This is a genomic window from Endozoicomonas numazuensis (assembly GCF_000722635.1).
Classification (GTDB): domain Bacteria; phylum Pseudomonadota; class Gammaproteobacteria; order Pseudomonadales; family Endozoicomonadaceae; genus Endozoicomonas_A; species Endozoicomonas_A numazuensis.
Map to the genome: position 1 here is coordinate 66,893 of NZ_JOKH01000006.1, position 24,011 is coordinate 90,903.

16 protein-coding genes are annotated in these 24,011 nt (G+C 46.7%); 6 read left to right on the forward strand and 10 right to left on the reverse strand.

Going from position 1 to position 24,011, the window contains the following annotated elements; all coding sequences use genetic code 11:
• The 6 genes from GZ78_RS21270 to GZ78_RS21295 form a co-directional block, all read right to left on the reverse strand.
• A partial coding sequence (locus GZ78_RS21270; protein WP_269078785.1) for a reverse transcriptase domain-containing protein occupies positions 1-1,029 on the reverse strand: 1,029 nt, incomplete at its 3' end.
• A 538-nt stretch (positions 1,030-1,567) separates the two neighbouring features.
• On the reverse strand, positions 1,568-2,134 hold the full coding sequence (locus GZ78_RS31070; RefSeq protein WP_407919816.1) for a DUF2441 domain-containing protein: 567 nt from the start codon (positions 2,132-2,134) through the stop codon (positions 1,568-1,570).
• A gap of 300 nt (positions 2,135-2,434) precedes the next feature.
• A complete protein-coding gene (locus GZ78_RS21280; RefSeq protein ID WP_034840715.1) occupies positions 2,435-3,418 on the reverse strand; it encodes a hypothetical protein in 984 nt (327 codons plus the stop codon).
• Between the two features lie 64 nt (positions 3,419-3,482).
• Positions 3,483-3,809 carry a transposase gene (locus tag GZ78_RS21285; RefSeq protein ID WP_034840718.1) on the reverse strand — a complete coding sequence of 109 codons (327 nt, stop codon included), beginning with the start codon at positions 3,807-3,809 and terminating at the stop codon, positions 3,483-3,485.
• Between the two features lie 185 nt (positions 3,810-3,994).
• A complete protein-coding gene (locus GZ78_RS21290) occupies positions 3,995-7,783 on the reverse strand; it encodes a pentapeptide repeat-containing protein (protein ID WP_236631640.1) in 3,789 nt (1,262 codons plus the stop codon).
• Positions 7,784-8,744: 961 nt separating this feature from the next.
• The gene (locus GZ78_RS21295; protein ID WP_034840722.1) at positions 8,745-9,083 is read right to left on the reverse strand and encodes a hypothetical protein; all 339 of its coding nucleotides are present in this window, start codon (positions 9,081-9,083) and stop codon (positions 8,745-8,747) included.
• 1,132 nt (positions 9,084-10,215) lie between these two features.
• Between GZ78_RS21295 and GZ78_RS21310 the strand changes: the two genes are divergently transcribed.
• On the forward strand, positions 10,216-11,163 hold the full coding sequence (locus GZ78_RS21310) for an integron integrase (protein ID WP_034840727.1): 948 nt from the start codon (positions 10,216-10,218) through the stop codon (positions 11,161-11,163).
• Between the two features lie 275 nt (positions 11,164-11,438).
• Here GZ78_RS21310 and cysS read toward each other — a convergent pair whose 3' ends face one another.
• From cysS to GZ78_RS21325, 3 genes are all read right to left on the reverse strand, one after another.
• Positions 11,439-12,821 (reverse strand): cysteine--tRNA ligase, encoded by a 1,383-nt coding sequence (gene cysS / locus GZ78_RS21315; RefSeq protein ID WP_034840730.1) that lies wholly within the window; start codon positions 12,819-12,821, stop codon positions 11,439-11,441.
• Between the two features lie 154 nt (positions 12,822-12,975).
• Complete coding sequence (locus tag GZ78_RS21320) at positions 12,976-14,670, reverse strand: glutamine--tRNA ligase/YqeY domain fusion protein (RefSeq protein WP_034840732.1); 1,695 nt, start codon at positions 14,668-14,670, stop codon at positions 12,976-12,978.
• Between the two features lie 436 nt (positions 14,671-15,106).
• The gene (locus GZ78_RS21325) at positions 15,107-16,588 is read right to left on the reverse strand and encodes a protein kinase domain-containing protein (protein WP_161787453.1); all 1,482 of its coding nucleotides are present in this window, start codon (positions 16,586-16,588) and stop codon (positions 15,107-15,109) included.
• Positions 16,589-16,818: 230 nt separating this feature from the next.
• On the opposite strand from GZ78_RS21325, the gene GZ78_RS21330 reads away from it, so the two are divergent.
• On the forward strand, positions 16,819-17,310 hold the full coding sequence (locus GZ78_RS21330) for a peptidylprolyl isomerase (protein ID WP_034840737.1): 492 nt from the start codon (positions 16,819-16,821) through the stop codon (positions 17,308-17,310).
• The gene (locus tag GZ78_RS21335; RefSeq protein WP_034840739.1) at positions 17,311-18,042 is read left to right on the forward strand and encodes a UDP-2,3-diacylglucosamine diphosphatase; all 732 of its coding nucleotides are present in this window, start codon (positions 17,311-17,313) and stop codon (positions 18,040-18,042) included.
• A gap of 145 nt (positions 18,043-18,187) precedes the next feature.
• On the opposite strand, the gene miaE is transcribed toward GZ78_RS21335, so the two are convergent.
• Positions 18,188-18,814: a tRNA-(ms[2]io[6]A)-hydroxylase gene (miaE, locus tag GZ78_RS21340; RefSeq protein WP_034840740.1), complete on the reverse strand. Its 627-nt coding sequence runs from the start codon at positions 18,812-18,814 to the stop codon at positions 18,188-18,190.
• 308 nt (positions 18,815-19,122) lie between these two features.
• Here miaE and GZ78_RS21345 point away from each other — a divergent pair, with 308 nt between their 5' ends.
• The 3 genes from GZ78_RS21345 (at position 19,123) to GZ78_RS21355 (ending at position 23,979) form a co-directional block, all read left to right on the forward strand.
• Positions 19,123-19,983 carry a universal stress protein gene (locus tag GZ78_RS21345; protein ID WP_034840742.1) on the forward strand — a complete coding sequence of 287 codons (861 nt, stop codon included), beginning with the start codon at positions 19,123-19,125 and terminating at the stop codon, positions 19,981-19,983.
• 430 nt (positions 19,984-20,413) lie between these two features.
• The gene (locus tag GZ78_RS21350; protein WP_051786420.1) at positions 20,414-22,579 is read left to right on the forward strand and encodes a type I secretion system permease/ATPase; all 2,166 of its coding nucleotides are present in this window, start codon (positions 20,414-20,416) and stop codon (positions 22,577-22,579) included.
• 2 nt (positions 22,580-22,581) lie between these two features.
• Complete coding sequence (locus tag GZ78_RS21355; protein WP_051786421.1) at positions 22,582-23,979, forward strand: HlyD family type I secretion periplasmic adaptor subunit; 1,398 nt, start codon at positions 22,582-22,584, stop codon at positions 23,977-23,979.
• Positions 23,980-24,011 lie beyond the last annotated feature (32 nt).

The window sequence follows — 24,011 nt, forward strand, 5'->3', positions numbered from 1 at the left end:
CTGGAATCCCATCACACTGTCGTCCGCAAAACGGACGATGTAGCCCTCACCTCTGACCTGCTTCCTGCGCCACTGGTGAGCCCATAGATCCAGAACATAGTGGAGGTAGATATTCGCCAGTAATGGGGAAATAACCGCCCCTTGAGGTGTTCCAAGTCTTGTTCTGATCTTTCGGCCATCGTCGACGACTCCAGCTCTGAGCGTCTGCTCTACGAGCCGGAGTATTCTTTTGTCTGCAATTCTGTGCTGCAGGAATTTCATCATCCAGCCATGATCGATTTGATCAAAGAACCGGCTGATGTCCGCATCCACTATCCAGCTAACCTTTCGGGTGGTAATCGCCATGTACACTGCGTCCAGTGCCTGATGTTGATTTCGTCCCGGCCTGAAGCCATAACTGAACCCAAGAAAGTCTGCTTCGTAGATTGCTTCCAGCACCCAGACCAACGCCTGCTGCACCACCTTGTCTTCTACTGTGGTTATCCCTATTGGACGATGATCGCCATCCGCTTTGGGTATCCAGATTCGAAGCACGGATTGGGGTTTATAGGCTTGGGTATGAATGCGTGTGTGAAGTGCTTGCACTCGTTCAGCCAGATTTTGGCCAAAGCATTGCCAGCTTTCACCGTCGACCCCTTTGGACGCTTTCCGGTTCAGACGATGGTATGCCTTCACTAGCAACTCAGGGGTAATATGATGAAGCAGGTTGTTGAATTGCAGCGACCGATCCCGCTTTGCTGCTGTATGTAGACGTGATAGCCCTGTCGTCCATCCTTCTGCACTCTGTGTTACAGTCTGGATCGGCTTGTCACGCTCTTTTTGACGGTTAGTTCCCTTCGCTCCACCGGCTCCGCCGTGGTCTGGTGTGTTTACCTGCACTTTGTTCGCCAGTTTCCTCACTACTATGAAACTATCTGACTCCCTGCTTGCGTAAGCGTCCAGTCTTCGTCCACAGACTTCACCGAACCTGACCCACATGGAAAAGTGTGAATCACAGACAGGGTCTCCCGAGTTCCGCGCAAGAGACATCGATACATGCACCAGGTCTAACGACTCCGGAGAACCAACAAGGGCACTTGCAGTAACGCACTCTTGTTGTATTGCCTTCCCAATCACCCAACGTGGTCGGCGTTCTCGATAATGGTTTCGAAGCTCAATACTGAGCCTGCATCTTCCCCTGTCAACGCTTAACCATTGTCATTACTGACAACCGCCCATGACTCGGGGTTCCGGCGGTTTGCTAGACCTTACCGGATGAAGGGCTTTCACCTTCAATTTCTTGCCGATTTATCTCGGCGCACTGGGTGTCCTTTATATTTTAGATGCGCTTACTTGTTTGTTATATATTTTTCCAAAATAGAACTTAATTAATATCTGATTGTCTATAAAGATATAATTTCACATACTTACACGGATACAATAAAATGGATTCTATAACACATAAAAATCCTTTTGGAACTTTAGAAAATAAAAGTTCAAGTTCTGATGCTGGTCTAGCAACTGCATTTTCTAGACAAGTGGCTCAAACAGAAATTACTTTAAGATCAGTGGAGAAAGATTTTTCAGATTACGGAAAAACACGTAGTCCAGAATTATTGAATAGAGCATGGCGAGATGTTAATGCGGCTATAATGGAAGGCTCAGAACATGTTAAAGCCCAAGCCTTAACGCTAAAACCCTCAATCGCATTAGCCTGTGCTGAAGCAGATTTCTCAGAGTACGGAAAAACANTTTCTCTTTGTTCCGAGGCTGGAGGGTTACCTTGCCAATATAAAACAGCTCTTTGTTCTAATTCAGAAATATTTTCCATGTTTGTTGTTAAATGTCCTTCCCATGCTTCATGGACATTCCCTTCTATTAGCTCTAACTCATATATCACTTTTGAGCCATTGTGCGGGATTCTTTCCACCCAATATTTTGCACTTTCTAGGCTATCTGTAACCCATAGGCACGTTTTTCTTGAAGGTAAATCAGGGAATTTAGTAAGCCTTATATTTTCAAAAACCAACTCGCGGAGCATAGAAATATAGCTTTGAGTCACTTCGCTACTTGTAATTCCGGGAGCTAACCGTGTTGCAGAATTTTTATTCCTACATGAATAAGGGTTTAGTTTCTCACCAATATCGAAAGTCATCCCTTCGGCGGGCTTTGGAAAATCTCTGTTGTGCTCTGCCTGTGTATAAATATGGTAATACTTCAAATTATTTTCCGTGATAAGGAAATTAAGGAAAAGGACATCCACAAAAACACATACAACAAACTTGAATACCGCCCTAGCCCAAATCTCCCTGATCAGCTCAAATCTTCCTTACTGGAATACCCGTAAAGGCCATTAAACAATGGTTAAAACGCTGAAATCACTTTTGCAGGAACAGTGAACCTTCTCACCAAAAGATTTCAGCAAGAATTCGACGCATGAGACTTAAGAATTGAGTCAGCACGCCTTGAATAAACGACTGCAGATATGTAACCCCTGGAGCCATTGCTGCCCTGTATTGAGTGCGTAAGCCTTCATGGCTTTGAGTCTACCTGCCGCTCGATAGAATCGATTGTTCCAACTCATGGTTTTCAGCCACTCATCAGAATCGATTTCAAGCCTGGTCAGAATAGGAGGCGCACCCTCTGGAATAGAGCCCTTCTTATCGGCTCTTACCACTCTGCCACTCCAGTCGACCAGCTCCAGATAATCATGAAGAATATAAGGCAAAGCCTCATCCGGATTTTGTCCCTGACACTGAAATGCTTTCAGCATAGAAGGCTGCTTGATGTCTGCTGCACCAGCAGTTTTTCCGATGCGTTTCTGAATAGAGGTATAGTCTGACTGCTCAGGCGTGGGTGCCAGTTTTGCCCGAATAGGATTCAAATCAACATAAGCCATACAAGTCAGTAATGCTGCCTCATCCAGTAACGCCTGACTTTTAAAGCGCCCTTCCCAGAATCGACCTTTACAACCATCTTCCTTATTGGCTTCACGAGCCAGGTATTCGTTTAGACAACGCATAAACCAGCTCACACTCTTCAAGCGAAGACGATACTCATCCACATATTCGTCAACACGACTGAGTTCCGAGCTGCTCAGACTGGCTCTGCTCATATAACGTTGTACCAGCACCGGGCCAGCAAAAAGGGCAGTCCAGCGCTGCAGCACTTCATCACGGCTCCAGCTTTCAACATCTCTGCTGTTGATGTGAAGTACCACATAATAATGATTAGACATTACAGCATAAGCACAGACTTCAACGGCAAAGATGGAAACCAGTGCCTGCAACCGGTCAACCACCCACTGCCGGCGATGCTCAAAACTCTTGCCGGTCAGATGATCCTCACCACATAAGTATGCCCTGCGAACACAACGAGCCATGCAGTGATAATACGGTGTTGATCCTGGATCAATCAAACTGCTACGGGCTCGGGTCATGGGTACTCCTGCTACAAAGATAAAAATCAAAGACAGGAGAAAAGTAGTCTAACCGGTCGGTTAGTCAAATGTATGGGTGTCCCTTATATTCATCGAGAAAAACCCAGCATTGACCAAGGATATAAAGACCACGGTTCTTTTTCTTGCTGTGCTGGCGATGTATTCTGCATGCCGGAGCTTTGGCAGAGCACCGCTCAATTGTCAGGTCGTCGAGGATAATGGAAGTGATCTGGCCGTCAGGTACTTTGGAGCAAACCAGCAATATCAGACGGTGGGCCAGATCTCGCCATCGCCACTTACCCTGTGAGACCCAATGGTGATAGCTGCTCCAGACGTTTTCATATTGAATTACCAGAAGGGCTTGTGTAAGAAACCCTTCATCAGAAATCATACTCCCCAGAAGCAACTCGCAGAACGTTGGTGCCGCAATTGATGATAGCGCACCTGTGAGAAATGTCGTATATAAAGAAAGCTCCCGGAGGATAACTTTCTGTTCTGAAGTGAGCATGGCAACCGTTCCGTTGTGATAATCAGAACGGTTGCTTAACCTTATTCGAGCTCGAAAACTATAAAACGTTAGTGCTTATTATTCTCTAAACCCGAGTACATAAGAAAAGTCGGTTTTATTTTCTGCCACTGCTCTTGCATTTCCTTTAGAGCTTTACTCCGATTGAAAGAATCACTGTCAATATAGTGTTCAAAATTTCCCAGCGGTTCACTCGCAGCCTCATTGTAGAGTTCAAAAAGAACAACCAGGGACGCTAAATTATTTACTCTTGACTTCATCACCATAGTATCAATTAATTTTTCTAAAACCTGTGGAATGAACATTAATTTATTAACTTCACTCTTTACTTTAGGCATTGAAAAGAATTTTCTCTTCCCATCATAATAATCTCTAGACAGCTCACATATAATATCAACCCCATATTTTATTAAAATATCATCCAATGTTTTATCTTCTATAGAGTCAGAGCATATATCTTTAAGTAAGCTAAAACCACGCCGTGGATCTAATTGGTTGATAAACGCTGATTCTTCTTTAGAACCGAAACAATGCTTGTTGCAGAATTTTTGCCAAAGACATTCGCTTGGATGAATGATCTCCCCACGCTTCGCTTTTTCTAGTAGGCACTGCTCCTCAATATCGGTTAATGCCTGGTACTTTAAAAGCCCTACCCTATCCTTGAGTAACAGCCGGTCATAAGTCTTATCGAAGTCAGGCAACCCTGTTTCGAGCCCACAAGAGCAGTGCCGATCGACCTGCCTAAGCAAACTTTTGAACGAATTGCATTGCACTGTATCAGTTACTAAATGACTAAAAACAAATCTGGCATAGAAACGGTCATCAGTAAAACAAAGTTGGTTGCCATCATCAAACTGACAATTTATGAATGTGCCGTATAGAGTGCAAGAACTCAAATCACACCCCGTCAGATTACAGTTTTCTATTTTCATGCATGAAAAAACAGTGTTTTTCAGATCAATACCCTTAAAGGAAAAACCTTCAAGGCATCCTCTAAGCTCCAACCCATTCAAACTGCTGATTCCACTTTTCTCCAGATCGGGATTGAGTTGAAGAAATGGTTTGAATTGGTTATAGCCAAGACTTTTGACCAGTTGTCCCCACTGTTTATGCTTACATAGCCGCTCATATTCTGCATATGAATATTTATTTAATAGAACCACTTCATCAACAGGACGACCATCAGGCCAATAGTCAAAGTGCTTTTTAAGACATTCTGTTAACCGAGCCTTACCTTGCTCGTCCGGAACACTAATCGCTTCAAGATTCTCATATAAAGATACACTGTGCGCATAATTAACATGATTCTTATCTTCGTGCTCCTGATTAGTCAGTAGCTCACGGGTTTCCGTTCGTTCGAGTTTCATCTTTTTGGTTAATGGCACATCAGAATCAGCAATATTGATTGCCCTATCCCTGATAAAAGCATTACTTCCGAAGGCCATAGCATCCAAACGCTCAAGGACTCTTGGTTTAAGCAAAATCCGAATGCCCTCATGGTGTTTCTTTTTGCCAAGCCGGCTAAACACCAATGTAGCGGCGCCGTTTTCTATATTTTCATCAAGAACACTACTTCCAAAAGTTGGGAGACCCTTTCGGCTTCTCTCTGGCAGCGAGTCTAAAGTACCACCTTTGTGCAAAATCGTATCAATTACGTTTTCAGCTTTTCTTTCCGAGTCTCCAGAAAAGTATCCAAGATCATGACTGGCATAGTGATCACTCTTCTGACTCGAATTAACGGGCATTGGAGGTCTGAAAAAGATACGCTGCCCACCCTCCATCAAGCAATGGTGCTCCCATGACAGTGATAAAACACCCAGATGAGCGGAAACAAAGTGTTCCTTATGTCTGACTCTTTCTTCCTCTGCCATGCCTTTCACTTGCTGGTCGAGGCTTCGATGAATGCCCTCAAATCTTGCAAGCTGATCGAGATACTCTTCTTGCAGGCTTATGGCAGACGGTCGGCTGATGTGCAGGCTAAACCCCTCAAGCACTGAAAAAAGTTTTTCAGCAGCATGTTCTGGTGAACCCTCAACGGTAACAGTCAGACGCCTTGCAAATGCCTGCCCTGTTGGAATAGCTGCTCCATGAAATGACAGCGTTGTTTTTTCATCGGGAGTCATTGTGTATGCCGGAACAGAATTACCCATTTGACAGCGCTCACCAGTCAATGCTCCCTGACTCCATAGGCTCGGAATAACAGAGAAAGTACCGGGAAGCTCCATACCCACAGTAGCGACCCTGCCAGGCAGGCAGTGCAAATCTGTCAAGCCAGCCAACTCGGGCAAATGTTTAAGATTAACTAACTCACCATCTTTGGTTTCTTGAACATTCTTTCGAAGCTCTGACAGCCATTGTTCTAAATTTTCCCGCAACTCTCCGTTAACACCTCGGTAAGAGCCTGTTTTTTTATCCAGATTTGCTATCAAATTCTGGCATTCACCGGTCAGAATACGGTGCTCTTGCCGCAACTCCTCTGACATACTGGTTCCGGAAACATAATTTCTGAAAAAGGCTATTTTCTGTCTGAGGTTATGATGGCTGTGAACTATACCCATCTCACTTTCAAGACGGACAGCAGCCTCTTCACTGAGCAGGAGAGAAGCCTGAATTTGTGCCTGACCATCAGGGGTATATTGTTGTTGCAGTCTAATTTGACCCTCCGCTATATCGCCCACACAAACCGGACGACAATAGCCATTAATGCCTGCAGAAGAAATGGCCCCCTGTTCCGCTGGTGTAATGATCTGCTCATCACAGGCTTGTGGGTAACGTAAAGCAAACCAGGCTCTTCGTTCATGGATAGTCCGCCTTAACCACTGGCGTTCACCGGGCTTATCGGGACCATAAGTCTCAATAAGTTCGTCTATTTGCCGGGAGGGAACATTAATTAAGCGACGCACTGCATTTATGACATCATTGTCGGTCAGCCCACCAAAGGCATTTTGATGATTAGAGGCACATTTTTCATTTCTAACCTCAAAGTATTTCTTGGACAATTGAGTATTGGCATCCTTAAAAGCCGCTAGTTCTATGGGGGCAGAAAAAAAATCTGATTTTCTTTTAGATGACGCATTGAAACGTCCCGCAACACCCCAGTCCAGAGAAACAAGCTGACCATCAGCTCCTTCCAGAGTGTTACCCTGATGATAGACAGTATCCGAATTACCAAGCCATGCTGCACCAATGTAGAGTAATGCAAGCTCTTCTTTTGATCTTTTAGAGAAATCAGAAACAGGTTTTAAGCCCTCTTGCCAGGGCGAAATAACAAACGTCTTGCCTTGTTCCTGATGAAGACGGTAATCAGGTACACGCAACCCCATTAAAGAGGCAAGCTTAGACATTAACACTTCATTTCTGGCATGTTCAGGCTCAAGCGGGCATTTGACATAATATAATTGCCCTGTCGATTCGTGTTGGTATTTACCAGCTAAATTTTGTTGCCGACTTCCGCCTATAGGTCTGGCGGTTCGTTTCATTTCATCAAGCCGGCACTGCTGACAGGTTATCGGTTTTCCAGCACAGGTAACCAAGCTCTCAAAAAGTTCTGGTGCGTTTTTTTCAAGATGCTGAAGCTGTTTTGACATGGCATCAGGCGCTTTTTCGAATTCAAACTTTTCGCTCATAGAAAAACAGGCTGGACTTTTTTCTTTCAGGATTGTCTTGCTTCCAGAGCAAGTACCTTCAATACCGGTGTTATCTCTCAGATCCCCCTGACTGGCAATAAAGTCGCGAATAGATACAGCAAGAGCTAATATCTCGTTGCAACGAGCCTGATTATTTTGAGAGCCCTGGTAGAGCTCAAGATAGTCAAGGTCAAACATTTCTCGTACACGCATAACCTCAAAAACATCTGCATCGTGAAGCAAGGAGCGAATAAGGCAGGCTGCTTGATCGTCCCTGTATGGGAAGGCTTCCGGATTATCTTTGTATTCAATCGCCCTGGCACATATGTCGGCCAGTTTTGGGTGGGTTCCCAGTGCAAGGAGGTGTTCCCGACAGTTTTCTGCGCTGGCTCGCTCCCATTCAGGTTTATCTACCCCTTCCCCCTTTCTGCCGCTGTCGTGCAAGAGGCAGGTTTTTATTAATGCTGGAATATACTCATCCGGGAAATTCAGGGCCGCTTCATCCCCCCAGTCACGGCGTTTTTGTAATAAAATCGTAGCCCAGAGAGACTCCCTGCATTGATGTTGAGCGCCGTGATGCGGACGAGCTATCTGCTGGTGAGAAGCAGTGCTTCCATCGTAGTTTTTTATTAAGTAGCGATCTACCAACCCACGACACTGAGCCATAAAGTCTTCTGTGAATACGGGTTCGGATTTTTTTATGGCGTGAGAATCTACAATCCGGGCAGGCGAAAGTGCCGTGGCATCCATTGGTTCACTGATATCACTTGACGGTGTGACTTCTGGTACAATCGCTAATTGCCCTTGCTGGCGGCTGGCACCAAAAAAACTTCGTATAAATCCATACATGACAAGTACACCCCTTTACTGATTTCATGATGGTTTGACAGCCTCATAACTAAAAAAATCCCAGGATGATGCAAGTATTTATAACAAGGAGGCTAGGAGGCTGACCGAGAATAGCGTCCGAGCATAAAATTCAGTAGAACGAGTCAGCTTTTTCACTGGATTTGTGCGAATAGTTGACCTATTTAAGCAAATCCAGTGGAAAAGATGGCCGTTCTTTCTGGATTTTAGGCCGGAATGTCTATTCTCGGTCAGCCTCCTAGGGGCGTTCTCAATTAGACGTGAGACCAGTTGAGCAGTGGGCTAAACCTGTTAACCCAGGATCCTTTTAATCATCCAGTCCGGGTCCCATCAGCACCACGCCCACATAGAAAATAACCGTACAAACAATCATTGTAACCAACAAGTTTGTTGACAAATTCATCGTTGCTAACAAATTTCTGATAAGCCCTGTTCTCACCAGCTGAAATTCTTTATAGCGGTCATAAGCAACTCCTGAGACTATGCATTGCTTGCTATTCTCAGCAATAAAACCTGCCATTACAGATTTAATTTCCGGGTCTTCAACTATGCAAAAACCATAAACAAGATCACCTGACTCAAATCGTATCCGTTGGTCAGGATCAATATCTGCTGGCTCAGAAAGATAAAGGCCAGAAGGCGCCATTAATATCAGAAATTCATCAAAAACAAATGATTGATCAAGGCGGGCAGAATGGCAGGCACACTTTGAACTATACGTATCACAATGAACTATCCCCGGCGTCCAAATAGAAACCTCTGAATCAAAACTAACGCAGGCAGCATTACCACTTGATAGCAGAAAATGATTTTCAGGAAAAGGTTCTGTATGACTGTACGTTTTCCAAAGATCAGAAGGATGATCCGGTGGGTAGGGTAACTCAGCAATAACCTGACTCTAGGAGGCTGACCAAGAATAGTCTGCCCTACCGGCAACTGCTCCTGCGTTGCCCTAGCTCCGGCATCCATGCCGTCGTGCGGTCGCAGCAAATTGGTCTGAAAATCCGCTTTTGTTCGTCAAATAGCTCGCTATTCTCCTCACAAAACCGAATTTTCATCCTCAATTTTCTGCGATCCTCGCTACGGGCGCTATTCTCGGTCAGCCTCCCAGCCAATGAGCACAAACATTGAAAAAAACCATTTCACAGTATGATTACCGATATTTATTAGTGGGCTGCAGTATAGGCTTTGCATTCCTCTTTTTGTAAACATGCCGTCGTGTAATATGAACACTGCTATCCTATTTACATTTTCAGTTATCAGGTATTTCCATGCACTCATCAACAATGAAATGCCTATTAAATAAGCTGACTTAATTACTACTCATATACATGTCAGGTATTAGTTTGCTCCACGCTTATTCAATCAATTTGGGCGGCGGGGGTAATGGTGTCAGGGCTTACGCATCAAATTGAAACGACGGTACCTATCTTACAGATACTGAATATCAAGGGTTACAGGTTAATCATGCACAATCGTCCAGTTTTGAGCTAGTGAGAATCAAGAGATACACAACCGGCTGTCGTTTAAAAATATTATAAATTTGATTATTTTAACTGCTTTAAAAGCATAAAACAGGAGAAATTGTTAACTCCGACCCAACTTTACTGATCATTATTCGACCTGTCGCATTTCATGATTTGTATATTTTTCGCTTAACATAAGCAGTCTAACAAACTAATCATATTCTTCTTTAAAAACAATAAGTTATAATTTTCTTGATAATTTGCATAGGCGAACTACTTTTACTGGATAAATAAACAGTATTCGGTTTACTGATGCGCTTGCAAGAACAGTTTCTTATTGCCATACGATCCTCCAACTATTCACTCTCTACAGAGCGTTCTTACTGGAGCTGGATCCGGCAGTTTCTCAGCTATCACAAGATGAGACACCCTGAAGAAATGGGTGGGGCTGAAATCAGTCAGTTTCTCAGTCACCTTGCTATGAACCGAAATGTTGCTGTCAATACTCAACAACAGGCATTGAGTGCTTTGGTTTTTCTATTTCGTGAGGTACTGGGTCATGACAATCTGGTTGTTGATCACTGGAAGAATGCCAAGCGCCCAAAAAAGCTTCCAGTCGTATTTTCAACGTTAGAAGCAAAAAAGGTGATGAGTCATTTAACGGGTACACCGTACCTGGTTGTACTCTTAATGTATGGAGCCGGTTTACGATTGAAAGAGGCTCTGAGGTTGCGAGTAAAAGATGTCGACTTTGGCCGCTCAGAAATTACCGTTCGAGAAGGTAAAGGCAGTAAGGATAGAGTGACCCTTTTGCCTGATAAAGCTGTTGGCGCTTTGCAAGAGCATATTGAGCATTCCAGTTTTTTACATAACAAAGCCCTGGAGCAAGGCGTCTGTTTTGTTCATATGCCCGGTGCCCTTGCTAAAAAGTATCCTAATGCTGGAAAAGAATTAGCCTGGCAATATGTTTTTGCCAGTGGCCAGCTCAGTCGTGATCCACGGTCTGGTAAGATTGGTCGTCATCACATCAATGAGCGAGGCATTCAGCGCAGTGTGAAAGCTGCGATCAAGAAAGCAGGTATTCACAAGCACGCCAGTTGTCACACTTTCAGGCATAGCTTTGCAACTCACCTACTGGAAAGTAGCTACGATATTCGTACTGTTCAGGAGCTTCTGGGTCATGCCAACGTCAACACGACAATGATCTATACCCATGTTTTGAATCGCGGCGGTAGAGGCGTGAAAAGCCCTGTTGACTAAGTGGTTGGACACGCTACCGCCCAAGGAGTTCTAGCTGCCTAAACAGCTGGCGAGCACTAATCCCTTGGCTCAATGGCTTCCTGCTTGTTGGGGTGAGTTCTTGCTATTGAGCGACATTGTGCCAGTATTTTTTACTAAAAGGTAGGTACTAGCACTTATTCAAGACTGCTGAAGTAAGAGTGGTGAGATTGAAAGGGCCTGAATAAATCAGGCCCTGTAAGATGAGTCAGGGAGAACGGAATTCATGCTTTAATTAGGAAGTTCGAACCAAATCCTTATCGCTCAATGCGCCAAGTGGTACCTTCGCGACTGTCCTGCAGGATAATTCCCTGCCCCGCCAGCTCATCACGAATTCGATCTGACTCGGCAAAATCGCGCGCTTTTTTGGCATCTTTTCGCTTCTGGATCATTGCTTCAATCCAGGCTTCATCCACCTCGGTTCCTGACTTCAGAAACGCTTCGGCGTCTCCCTGAAGCACACCCAGAATACTCCCCAGCTTCACCAGCAAGGCTGCCAACGGCAATGCCTGCTGCTCATCAGCCGTACGTACCGTATTCAACTCACGTACCAGCTCAAATAAAGAGGCCAGTGCCTCCGGTGTATTGAAGTCATCGTCCATAGAAGCCATGAATTTTTCTTCAAACCGTGTATTCTCAGCCGGGCTAATATCAGCGATATCCAAACCTTTCAGAGCGGTATAGAGACGCTCAAGTCGAACAGACGCTTCTTTCAGACTGTCTTCTGAGTAGTTGACCGGACTGCGGTAATGACTGGAAATCAGGAAGTAGCGCACTACTTCGTCTGGGTACTTATCCAGTACTTCACGAATGGTAAAGAAGTTCCCAAGACTCTTGGACATTTTCACATTATCAATGCGAATGGCGCCGGAGTGCATCCAGGTATTAACAAACGTCTGGCCATTGGCTGCTTCACTCTGGGCAATCTCATTTTCATGATGAGGGAACTTGAGATCCGAGCCACCGCCATGAATGTCGAAGGTTTCACCCAGGCAGCACTTGCCCATTACCGAGCATTCGATATGCCAGCCAGGACGACCATTACCCCAGGGTGATGTCCAGCTGGGCTCACCTTCTTTGGCCCCCTTCCAGAGCACGAAGTCCATAGGATCTTCTTTTTGCTCTTCCACTTCAATACGGGCACCGGCCTCCAGCTCTTCCAGAATTTTGCCAGAAAGCTTGCCATAGCCGTCAAATTTGCGAACCCGGTAATACACGTCACCGTTACCCGGTGCATAAGCAAAACCTTTCTCGATCAGATCACCGATCATTTCGATCATGCCTTCAACGTGCTCTGTAGCCCTGGGCTCCTGATCCGGTTCCTGATTACCAAGACGTTTAAAGTCTTCTCGCATGGCTGCAATCATGCGATCCGTCAGTACGTCAATGGTTTCGCCTTTTTCAAGAGAGCGACGAATGATTTTGTCATCAATATCGGTGATATTGCGAACATAAGTCAGGTTATAACCCTTGGCTCTCAGATAACGGGAAACCACATCAAAAGCCGTGACGGTTCTGGCATGACCAATATGACACAGGTCATAAACCGTCATTCCACAGACGTACATCCGCACATGATTTTCATCCAGCGGCTTAAAGGCTTCTTTGGTTCGGGTCAGAGAGTTGTATATCTGCAACACGTTCTTTGTCCTGTAGCCTGATGATTCAGGCTCTATGCTCTTCCTGTCAGTACAGGAAGAGCTGAATCCCAATCACTTATTACTGTGAAAACTATTTTGCTGGCCAAGTTCATGATCGAACCGAATACAAGCGTTCTCTTCGATCATGCCTGAATCAGACCTTATTCGCCCAGGTATCCTTGAGACCAATCGTCATATTGAATACCGGCTTAGTGGCACTGTGCTCACGTCGATCTGCTACAAAATAGCCTTCCCGCTCAAACTGAAAACCCTGTTCTGGTTCTGCGTCCACCAGTGAAGGTTCTACCCAGCCTGTCACCACTTCCAGTGAAGCCGGGTTCACATGCGTCATAAAGTCTTCATCGCCCTTGTCGGGGGCAGGATGATTGAACAGGCGATCGTACTTACGAATTTCTGCCTGCTTGCCATGGGTTGCAGATACCCAGTGAATCACACCGCGAGGCCTGATGCCTTCAGGAGGATTTTCACCCACTGTATCGGGCACATAGCTGCAGTGAATCTCTGTAATTTTACCCTGTTCATCTTTAATCACTTCGTCAGACTTGATGACATAGGCACTGCGCAGGCGAACATATTCACCAGACACCAGACGTTTGAATTTCTTGCGTGACAGCGTGGTATCTTCTGTGAAGTCAGAACGATCGATATAAAGTTCGCGTGTAAACGGCAGTGTCCGCTCACCCAGCTCTGGTTTGTTGGGGTGCGCTGCTGCTGCCATTTCCTGAACCTCACCTTCAGGCAGGTTGGTAATGACCACTTTGAGTGGATTCATAACAGCCATGGCACGAGCTGCATTATTGTTCAGATCATCCCGGATCGCATGTTCCAGCATGGAAACATCAGCAATACCATCTGAACGACTGACACCGACCATTTCAGAAAATTTGCGTATCGATGCTGGCGTGTAACCACGACGACGCATACCGGACACGGTTGGCATACGAGGATCATCCCAGCTTTGAACAATGCCTTCGTCCACTAGCCGCTTTAGTTTACGCTTGCTGGTGACAGTATAATTCAGGTTAGTCCTGGCAAACTCATACTGTCTTGGTCTGGATGGTACCGGAAGATTCTCAATAAACCACTCATAAAGAGGGCGATGATCCTGGAACTCCAGCGTACAGATTGAGTGCGTCACCCCTTCTATGGCATCTTCCTGACCATGGGCAAAGTCATAGCTGGGATAGATGCACCATTTGTCACCGGTCTGATGATGAGGCACTTTACGGATCCGATAAAGAATCGGGTCACGCATGTTCATGTTTGAGTGTTGCAGGTCAATCCTGGCTCTCAGGCTGCACTGACCTTCTTCGTACTCACCGGCACGCATTTTTTCAAATTCTGCCAGATTTTCTTCCACAGAGCGCTTACGGCATTCTGTTTCTACTCCCGGCGTGTTGAAGTCACCCCGGTTTTTGGCCATGGACTCGGCGTCCTGGTGATCAACATAGGCTTTGCCTTCCTTGATCAGGTAAAGTGCCCACTGGTAAAACTGATCGAAGTAGCTGGAAGCATAGCGAACCTCTCCGCTCCACTTGAAACCCAGCCAGCGAACATCTTCCTGAATGGCATCCACATACACCTGCTCCTCTTTTTCAGGATTGGTGTCATCAAACCTCAGGTTACATTGGCCATTGAATTGCTCAGCCAGTCCGAAGTTCAGACAGATAGAGGTGGCATGACCAATATGAAGATAGCCATTGGGCTCCGGTGGAAATCGGGTTTGAACCGATTGAACAACGCCTTCTTTCAGATCCTTTTCAATGATCTGCTCAAGAAAGTTACCGGATTTAGATGGTTTGTTGGATGAAGTGTCTGTTGTGCTCATTGCAACCAGCGTCTTGGAGGAGAATGCACCCTCTTATATAAGAGCTTGAAATCGTCGGAACCCTAATGGCTCCAGACTGAATTAACTCAAGAGGGAATGCGTTATTTTACCGTAAAAAAATCTTTTTTCACCCCGGGCGTCTGCCGGTGCTAAAACAATTTCAGCCTAAAATCGAGGAAGAGCGGCCTATTTCCTCTTACATTGCTTAAACAGACCCATTCGTAAAATCCAACGAAGCTGTCTATAAACGCTCCAGGCTGACCTATAAACGCTCCAGGCTGACTCGCTCTACTGATTCTTCACTAGCGAGCACTCTATAGATAGCATGCTCGAACGTTGAAGTACGACCGACTCTCGGGCCATCAAGATTTTTTCAATCGCTCACGGCTGTTAAGTAAACGCTTTAGATTACCATTTTAGTGGCAAAGGGTATAGATCAGACTGACTTTTGGCTTGAAGTTTCCAGGTCCTTACCCACTGTCAGTGAATCTTCATCTTCCTCATCTGAACTGACATCTGGGGTATAGCTGATTGAAAGGGGTATCAATTGCGTAAGTTCTGCAACCACACTCTCTGCCGAAGGCCTTAACGTTGGGTTGACATCGACACACCGGACCAGGCACTCAAACAGCTGCTCGATCTTTAGAGGTACAGGATGTTTCAGAACAGGCTTTATGCCATTAAAAATCAACTTAATGAGTTTGCCTCTCACTCTTTCTTTTCTCTCTATTCCCACTCTCTTCATAGATTCTGGCGCTATATACCCCTGCCATTCCAGCAGTTTCAGGCATGTGACAGCAGTAGAAAAAACATCCGCAGTATAATCCTGGGTTTTTAGCAGCTGGGTCTCAGGGGCGGCATAGAACTGACGACCGCTGAAATCTCTGGGAAAGCCATTCCGACAATCCGCTGCCTGGTCGAAATCGATCAGAATCAGCTGATCATCGCGACACATTAGGTTGTCAGGACAAATATCCCGGTGCAGAACCCTTTGTTCTCTCATATGAGAGACTGCCTTCCAGAACCCTAAAAACTGCGTTAGAAGAAGACGCTGCGTCATCCTTTCTCCCCGGGTTTCTTTTTTTCCTTCTGGGCAATAGACCTCTTTAACGGGCTTTCCGGCATAGGTCTGCCTGAGGACAAGATGCAGGCCATCACAAGATTCATAGGAGTGGCCACCCAAGAAGGTCACAATATTGAAATGATTCATGCGCGACATGACATCGAGCTCAATCAGAAACATCTCCAAAGCGATCTTGTAATGGGCAGGATCATCGACCAGGCGGTGTCGTTCAACATATCCAGGGATTCCCAACTGATCGTCATGGCCATAAATAATAAAAGTACTATTAAAAATACTGTCAGGCAGAGTCGCTATGTAGCGCGTTTTCAATCCACAGGTATCGCCGGTTCCAACCGGGTATTCTTTTAACTCTCTACGAATCAGTTTGGGCTGGGAGGAGACCTCTTCAACAAACACCTCGTCTCCCCTGCTTTCTGTACTCCCTAAAACGAAAGGATTTGAGCCCAGACTACTGGTTCTGGAACGGCGAGTTGCCAAAAGCTGCTTTTCCATGCCAGCCACAAAGGAATATTCGAGATTATCAGAAGAATATTGGGGGTTGAGATAAAGCTGGGCTTCACAATCGGAAATATTCAGGCTGCTCCGGGGGGACGACCGGTCTTCTTCGGTACTCCAGGAATGACCTTCGCTGGAGGCAGACAAGAGCAGTGTACTGGAACCGGATACCCGACGGACGCTGTATCGTGAGTAGTGAAGGAGACTCTTTTCATAATCGTCATGAAGTCTGCCGGACTCCTGTTCAGGACGAAAATCCTGCTCGGTCTCCTGCACGGGAAACTTCAGATTATCATCTGTCACTAAAGCCGCAGCCTGCTCCAGCCCAATATTATTCATAACCACTTCACATGTAGGTAGCACAACATTTATTTGACTGGTGACCCCCATCAAAGTTCCATAAATACCCCCAGACTTAAAGGGTTACTCCTGCCATTAAGGTGGCAGCATCCTGATTCACTGACTAATAGCTGATAATTGCACTCAGACCTTTTACACCGACATCATAACCACCTAGAATTGCAGGCTTCCCGTTCGCGGACCATTAGAACAGAGATTACGGTAATCCTATGGTTGTACTGCATACCAACTTTGGTGATATCAAACTGGAACTTGACGCCGAAAAAGCCCCAAAGACCGTGGCTAACTTTCTGGAATACGTAAAAAGTGGTCACTTCGACGGCACCATTTTCCACAGGGTCATTGATGGCTTTATGATTCAGGGTGGTGGTTTTGAACCGGGTATGGTTCAAAAAGATGGCCAAACCCCTATTGATAATGAAGCGGACAACGGCCTGAAAAATGCCATTGGCACTGTCGCCATGGCTAGAACCATGGACCCTCATTCAGCTTCTTCACAGTTCTTTATTAACGTTTCGGACAACCACTTTCTTAACCATACCTCCAAAACTCCGGATGGCTGGGGCTACTGCGTATTTGGCCAGGTTACGGAAGGAATGGACGCCGTAAACAAGATCAAAGCTGCCAAAACAACTTTCCGTGCTGGCCACCAGGATGTTCCAGTTGATGACGTAGTGATTGAGTCTGCGGAAGTGGTGTGAATGAACATACAGTTCATTTCTGATCTGCATTTGACACCCGAACGCCCGGACATTGTCCGGGCGTTCGCTTCTTACATGAGCGAGCAGGCTTCCAAGTCGGATGCACTCTACATTCTCGGGGACTTCTTTGAGTATTGGGTGGGTGACGATGCCATGGAGCCCTTTCACCATGATATTGCCCGCCAGTTAAAAGCCTACACCGATTCTGGCAAGTCATTGTTCATCATGGCAGGTAACCGGGACTTTGCCATTGGCAAGGATTTTCTCAAGATGACCGGAGCTACCTGGCTTAATGACCCCTGCTGCATTGACTTGAATGGAGAAACGGTTCTGCTGATGCACGGTGACCTGCTCTGCACGGGTGATCAGCAATATCTTCGCTATCGCAAGATTATTCGCAACCCTGTTGTTCTGGGTTTTTTACGCCTTTCTCCTTTGAGCTACCGAAAAAACCTGGCTCAAAAAATACGCAGTAACAGCAAGAAGGCGAAATCCATGAAGTCCCTGGACATTATGGACGTGACTTCAGAAGAAGTGGTTCGGGTCATGGAACAGTATCAGGTGAAAACCTTGATCCATGGTCACACTCACCGACCGGACATCCACGATGTCGAGTTGTCTTCAGGAACCGGTAAAAGAATCGTTCTGGGTGACTGGGATCGACAGGGCTGGGTACTGACAGCCGACGACTCAGGGTTAAATATGGAAGCTTTTGATATATTACCCTCATAAAAATTTGAGCACTCAAACTACCATACCCTCCCAAAACCCATTCCGTTCACCCTGAATTTGTCGAAGTGCATTACCCGTATCCTTCGACAGCCCCAGAATGAACAAAGTCTGTATGAATATTAACGCTTGGCTGCATTAGCAACTGTCAGGCTGCAGCCGGCACACCACTGTGAAAACGAAACTCGTCATCGACAGATTCAATGGCTTCCCGCTCTACTTCTGCAAAAAATGCCACTCGCTCTTCAATGGAGTCTTCAGAAATGCTGTCTGCCAGGGTCAGGTAATCCTTAAAATGCCGGCCCTCTGACTTGAGCAGGGACAAGTAGAATTTCTTCAACTCGTCATCAAGATAAGGCGCCAGCTTATGGAAACGCTCACAGGAGCGCGCTTCTATGTAAGCACCAATAATGAGTGTATCCACCATGCGGGCAGGTTCCCAGGTTCTTACATGTTTTCTCAATGCCCCGGCATAACGGGACGCTGACAGCGGCTTATAAGGAATATCCCGTTTCTTGATCAGCGTCAGCACTTGCTCAAAATGCCTCAGTTCTTCACGAGCCAGACGGGACATCTTGTTCAGCAAATCAAAGTGCTCGGTGTACCGATACATCAGGTTCAGTGCCGTTGATGCAGCCTTCTTCTCGCAGTTGGCGTGATCGACCAGCAGAATGTCCTGATTTTTCAGGGCTTGGGCAATCCATTCATCCGGTGTTGCACAGGGTAAAAAAGCATCCAGCTCAGGAAAGAGTTCGGCCAGGCTCTGGTCACTCATTATTTATGTCTCTAAACAGCAGGTTCTAAACAACCAGACCGAGCTAAGGCAGGATCTGGTTAAATTTTGTTGAGGGTCAAAAAATCAGCTCTACCTTACCGTCAAAGCCGGACTCTGTCATGGGTTCCTTTCATCACTCTTTCTGATACAGTGCCACTGTGTCAATTAAATTAATAAGTTAACAATATTGATGCAGATCAATTTTTCACTTCACACTATTCAGTACGATGAAGTTAGCCTATAAAAAAGCAGTTAGCGCTCAGCCCCCTCAGGGTTAGATGAATCCTTAAGTAATAAAGGAGCCGGCCATGCAAGGAATACAACGCATACTTGTGATTGTTGATACCCGCAAAGCCCGTCATGTCGCACTCAATCGAGCCATTCAACTGGCCCAAGCTACACAGTCCAGCCTTCATATTCTTGCCCCGAACCCCAAGCCGGACATAGCGTCTTCTGAAGTACTGACAGCCCTTGCCAGGGATATCAGTGCCAAGGGAATAACCGTCACCAGCCAGGAACTGTGGAGACATAATCTTCTTGAAACGATTATTCATGTCAGGGAAATGGAACGCAGTCATCTGTTAGTGAAAGACTTCCGTCAGGAAAGCTTTCTTGAGAAACCTTTCTCAACACCAACTGACTGGGCTCTTTTGAGAAAAAGCAGGGTGCCTGTATTGCTCGTTAGACACGACCGTGCCTGGGAAAAAGAGCCCATGCTTGCAGCCATCAACGCCGATCCGGAAGACGCTGACCATCAGCAGTTGAATAGGGCTATTATGGAAAATGCCAAGGCAGTCACCGGCTATTTTGATGCAGACCTTCATCTGGCTTCTGCCTATCCCACCATTATGCTTGCCATGCAGGACAAAGGAGACGGTCAAACCGACCAGGATCGTTATCTGAAGACCTGTCAGCATTTTGCCAAAGACTACGGCATTTCGAATGACTCTATACATCTGGTGCCCGCTCCGGCTGAAACCATGATTCCGGATCTTACCCGTGAACTGGCCGTATCGTTGCTGATTATGGGCACTAATGCCCGCTCTGGGCTCAGCGCTCTCACCCTGGGCAATACCGCTGAGCAGCTGGCCAGTAATATCGACTGTGACCTGTTAGCGGTTCACTCCAAGCATCATATGATCCCACTGGAAAGGGAACTGGAAGCTTGATACTCAATCCCCCGGAGTTGAAAGCTCCGGGGCCTCTCCTTTTTTATTTAATGCCTACTCCCAATAAGATCCCCTCCTCCACCCTCATTTTATTCTTCCCTTTTACCTGCTGCAGCAGTCGTTGCTGAAGTTTCAGAAGTTGCGGATCAGCAAATCCCGACTATTTTTTTAAAGCCATAACACCGAGTTAGAACAGCAAAAGGATTTTCCCTGATCCCTCCCTGAGGCAATTTGCCACTCAGCACTCAAACTGATTTTCCCAGTATCCCCGGGGCATTCAGGAGCCCAAAGGACAGGAGTATCAGGAACTGTTGGCAGCAAAATGGGTCTTAGTAGTGGACCTGGCCTTTCGCAATTTAGTGCGATGAACAGATAGTTCGATGAACAGCGTTTGTAGATAAATCGAATCGACAAGGAACATCCATTTTCCATGCATGAAAGTGAATCCAGTCCTGAATTACAGGCATCCCTGAAGAGCCACGCACAGGTTCAGAGTCCACTGCTCGAGTGTCTGTTGCTGCTTTGCCGTCACTACAAAATTTCTGCGTCCATCAGCACCCTGACCGCTGGCCTGCCCTTAGACAAGGGGCAAATGGACGAGCCATTGTTCATCCGTTGCGCAGATCGCGCCGGACTCTCTGCCCGACATCTCCAAATAAGTCTGGAGCAATTAACACCTTTAGTACTACCGGCCGTGCTGCTGCTGAAGAACGGCAAGGCCTGCCTGCTGACAGCACTGGATCATCATAAAGGAACTGCCCAGGTGGTCATCACTGAGAGCGGTTCAGGCAGTGAAGAAGTAGCACTGACAACTCTGGCTGAGGAATATACTGGTGAGGCGTTGTTCGTCAAAGAAAAACACCGTTATGACGAAAGAACCCCACGCACCCTCAAATTGCCTGAACGACACTGGTTCTGGGGCACCCTGCTCCGCTCGAAAAAAATCTACCGGGATGTGTTGATTGCTTCGGTTATCATCAACCTCTTTGTAGTGGTCAGCCCACTGTTCGTCATGAACGTTTACGATCGGGTTGTCCCTAACAATGCCGTTGAAACCTTATGGGTGCTGGCGATTGGTGCAGGAGTCGCTTATCTCTTTGATTTTCTGCTGAAGCTGGCACGCGCCTACTTTATTGATGTTGCCGGAAAAAAGTCAGACATTCTGCTTTCTGCCAGCATGTTCGAACAGACCATGGGACTGCAGATGGCTTCCCGGCCGGTATCTGTCGGATCTTTTGCCCGTCATCTTCAGGAGTTTGATTACATCAGGGAGTTCATTACTTCCTCCACTGTTGCCACTCTGGTTGATCTTCCTTTCTGCCTGCTGATTCTTGCTGTTATTGCCCTGCTCGGGGGGCCTATTGTCTTTGTGCCCATCGCCGGTATGGCCATCATAGCCATTCACTCTCTTTCTATTCAGCCTGCGCTTAGATTAGCGATTGAAAACACCCAGCGCTCCAGTGCCCAAAAGCACGCCACATTGGTGGAAAGCCTCTGCGGTATTGAAGGCATTAAGGCCAGAAGCGCCGAAGGAGAGCTGCAACATCGTTGGGAAAAATTATCTGGGCATATCGCAAAATGGGACATCAAGACACGCTTTCTGACCGTCTCTGCCTCGACACTCTCGGCTTTTGTTATACAGCTGGTGACCATCGGTATTGTGGTATACGGCGTTTACCTGGTGGTTGATCAACAACTGACCATGGGAGGCCTGATTGCCGCTGTGATGCTGTCAGGACGATGCCTGGCACCTGTCGCGCAACTGTCTTCTCTGTCTACCAAGTTTTATCAGACACAGTCTGCTCTGAATGCTCTAAACAAAGTCATGGATCTTCCTGTAGAAGAACAAAGTCATGACAGCACTCTGAAAACCCCGGACATCAAACAAAGCATCACCTTCGATCAAGTCAGCTTTGCTTACCCCAATCAACATGGGCAGGCGGTACAAAATCTGTCTGTGACCATTAAAGCAGGCGAAAAGGTAGCCATCATCGGTCGTATAGGCTCAGGAAAAAGCACTCTGCAGCGATTACTGATGCGCTTTTATACACCCACTACAGGCAGTATTCGCATTGACGGGCTGGACATTCAGCAACTCTCCCCACATGAGTTGAGAGACCGTATCGGTTATGTCTCCCAGGAAAGTCAGCTCTATTTCGGTACGGTCCGAGATAATATCGCTCTCGGTGCCGGTTATGTAGAAGACGAACAGATTCTGGCTGCGGCCAGGCTCTGTGGCGTCACAGAATTTACAGACAGACACCCCAAAGGTCTGCAAATGCCTGTTGCTGAGCGCGGTGCCAATTTCTCAGGAGGCCAGAAGCAAAGCATTGTTCTGGCCAGAGCACTGCTGAGTGACCCCAATGTCCTGCTTTTCGATGAGCCCTGCAGTGCCATGGACAGCCTTTCGGAGCATTACTTTCGTGAGCGCCTGAGAACACTGGCCAAAGATAAAACCCTGATCATGACAACCTATAAGTCCAGCATGCTCGATCTGGTCGACAGGGTCATTGTCATGGACAACGGTCGTTTACTGGCTGACGGCCCCAGAGACAAGGTTCTCGAAGCGCTGGCACAGGGAAAAACGGAGTTTTAAAAATGAACAATCATTTCAACGTTGATGCCATCAGGGAAAAAATCGTCACCATCTGGCACCAGTGGGCCAAATCTTTAAGAGACTACAAGAGACAACAGTTCAGCCTGGACTATATGCCGGACACCAGTGCTGCCATTCTGATGCAGTCACCCAGAGGAGGTCGTATCCTGATCTATCTCTGCGTGCTTACTGTGGTCGTCTTTCTGATCTGGGCGGCTTTTGCCAAACTGGATGAAATGGCCCGAGGAAGTGGCAAGGTTGTCCCTTCCACCAGAGTCCAGATCATTCAAAACCTGGAAGGCGGTATCATCTCTGACATTTATGTCAGTGAAGGTGACCAGGTCACTTCTAACCAGGCGCTCATGCAACTGGACAGCACCCGTTTTCTCTCTCTTTATCGTGAATCCCAGGTGGAATACCAGAGCCTGAAGGTGGCAGGTGTTCGGCTCAAGAGTGAAATTGATGATACCGAACTGACTTTTGGTCATGAAATCAAAGACAGCCAACCGGTCGTAGAGCGAGAAACCGCACTGTTCAATAATCGCCGGGAAGCTCTGGTGAATGAGCTGGCCGTGGCCGGAGAAAGAGTAAAGCAGAGCCAGCATGAGCTCACCGAAATGAAATCCCGTCGCAACCATCTTGAAAACAGTCTCAAACTTGCCACGAGGGAACTGGATCTCACCCGACCTCTGGCGAGAGACGGCGCAGTTTCTGAAGTGGAACTCCTCCGTCAGGAACAACGGGTTAACGAGCTTGCTGGTGACCTCGATGCCGCCAGACTGGCTATTCCGCGCCTTGAGTCAGTGATGCAGGCGGCACAAAGACAGTCTGCCGAACTGAGACTACAGTTTCGCCAAAAAGCCATGCAAGAGCATAAAGACAATGTTCTGCGTATGGCTCAGCTCGAAGAAGTGTTGACCGCTCACCAGGATCGCGTTGACCGGACGCTTGTGCGCTCTCCCGTCTCCGGCACAGTAAAGAAAGTCAATCTCAATACGTTAGGCGGGGTTGTTCAGCCAGGTATGGACCTGATGGAAGTCGTCCCTCTTCAGGATCAGCTGCTGATTGAGGTTCAGATACGGCCAAAAGACATTGCATTTCTCAGACTTGGACTCAATGCCATTGTCAAGGTAACAGCCTATGACTACATCATATATGGCAGCCTCAAGGGCACGGTAGAACACATCAGTGCCGACACGATTCAGGACGAAAACGGCCAGAGCTTCTATATTGTTCGGGTCAGAACGGAAAAAAGCCACTTGGGTACTTCCGAAAAGCCGTTACCGATCATTCCGGGAATGCAGACCAGCGTCGACATTCTCACAGGAAAAAAATCGGTCCTGGACTATTTACTCAAGCCGATCATAAGAGCCCGACACACTGCTCTGAGAGAGGCTTGAACCGGAGGCTGGCAGACCGCTTTGCCTCTGAT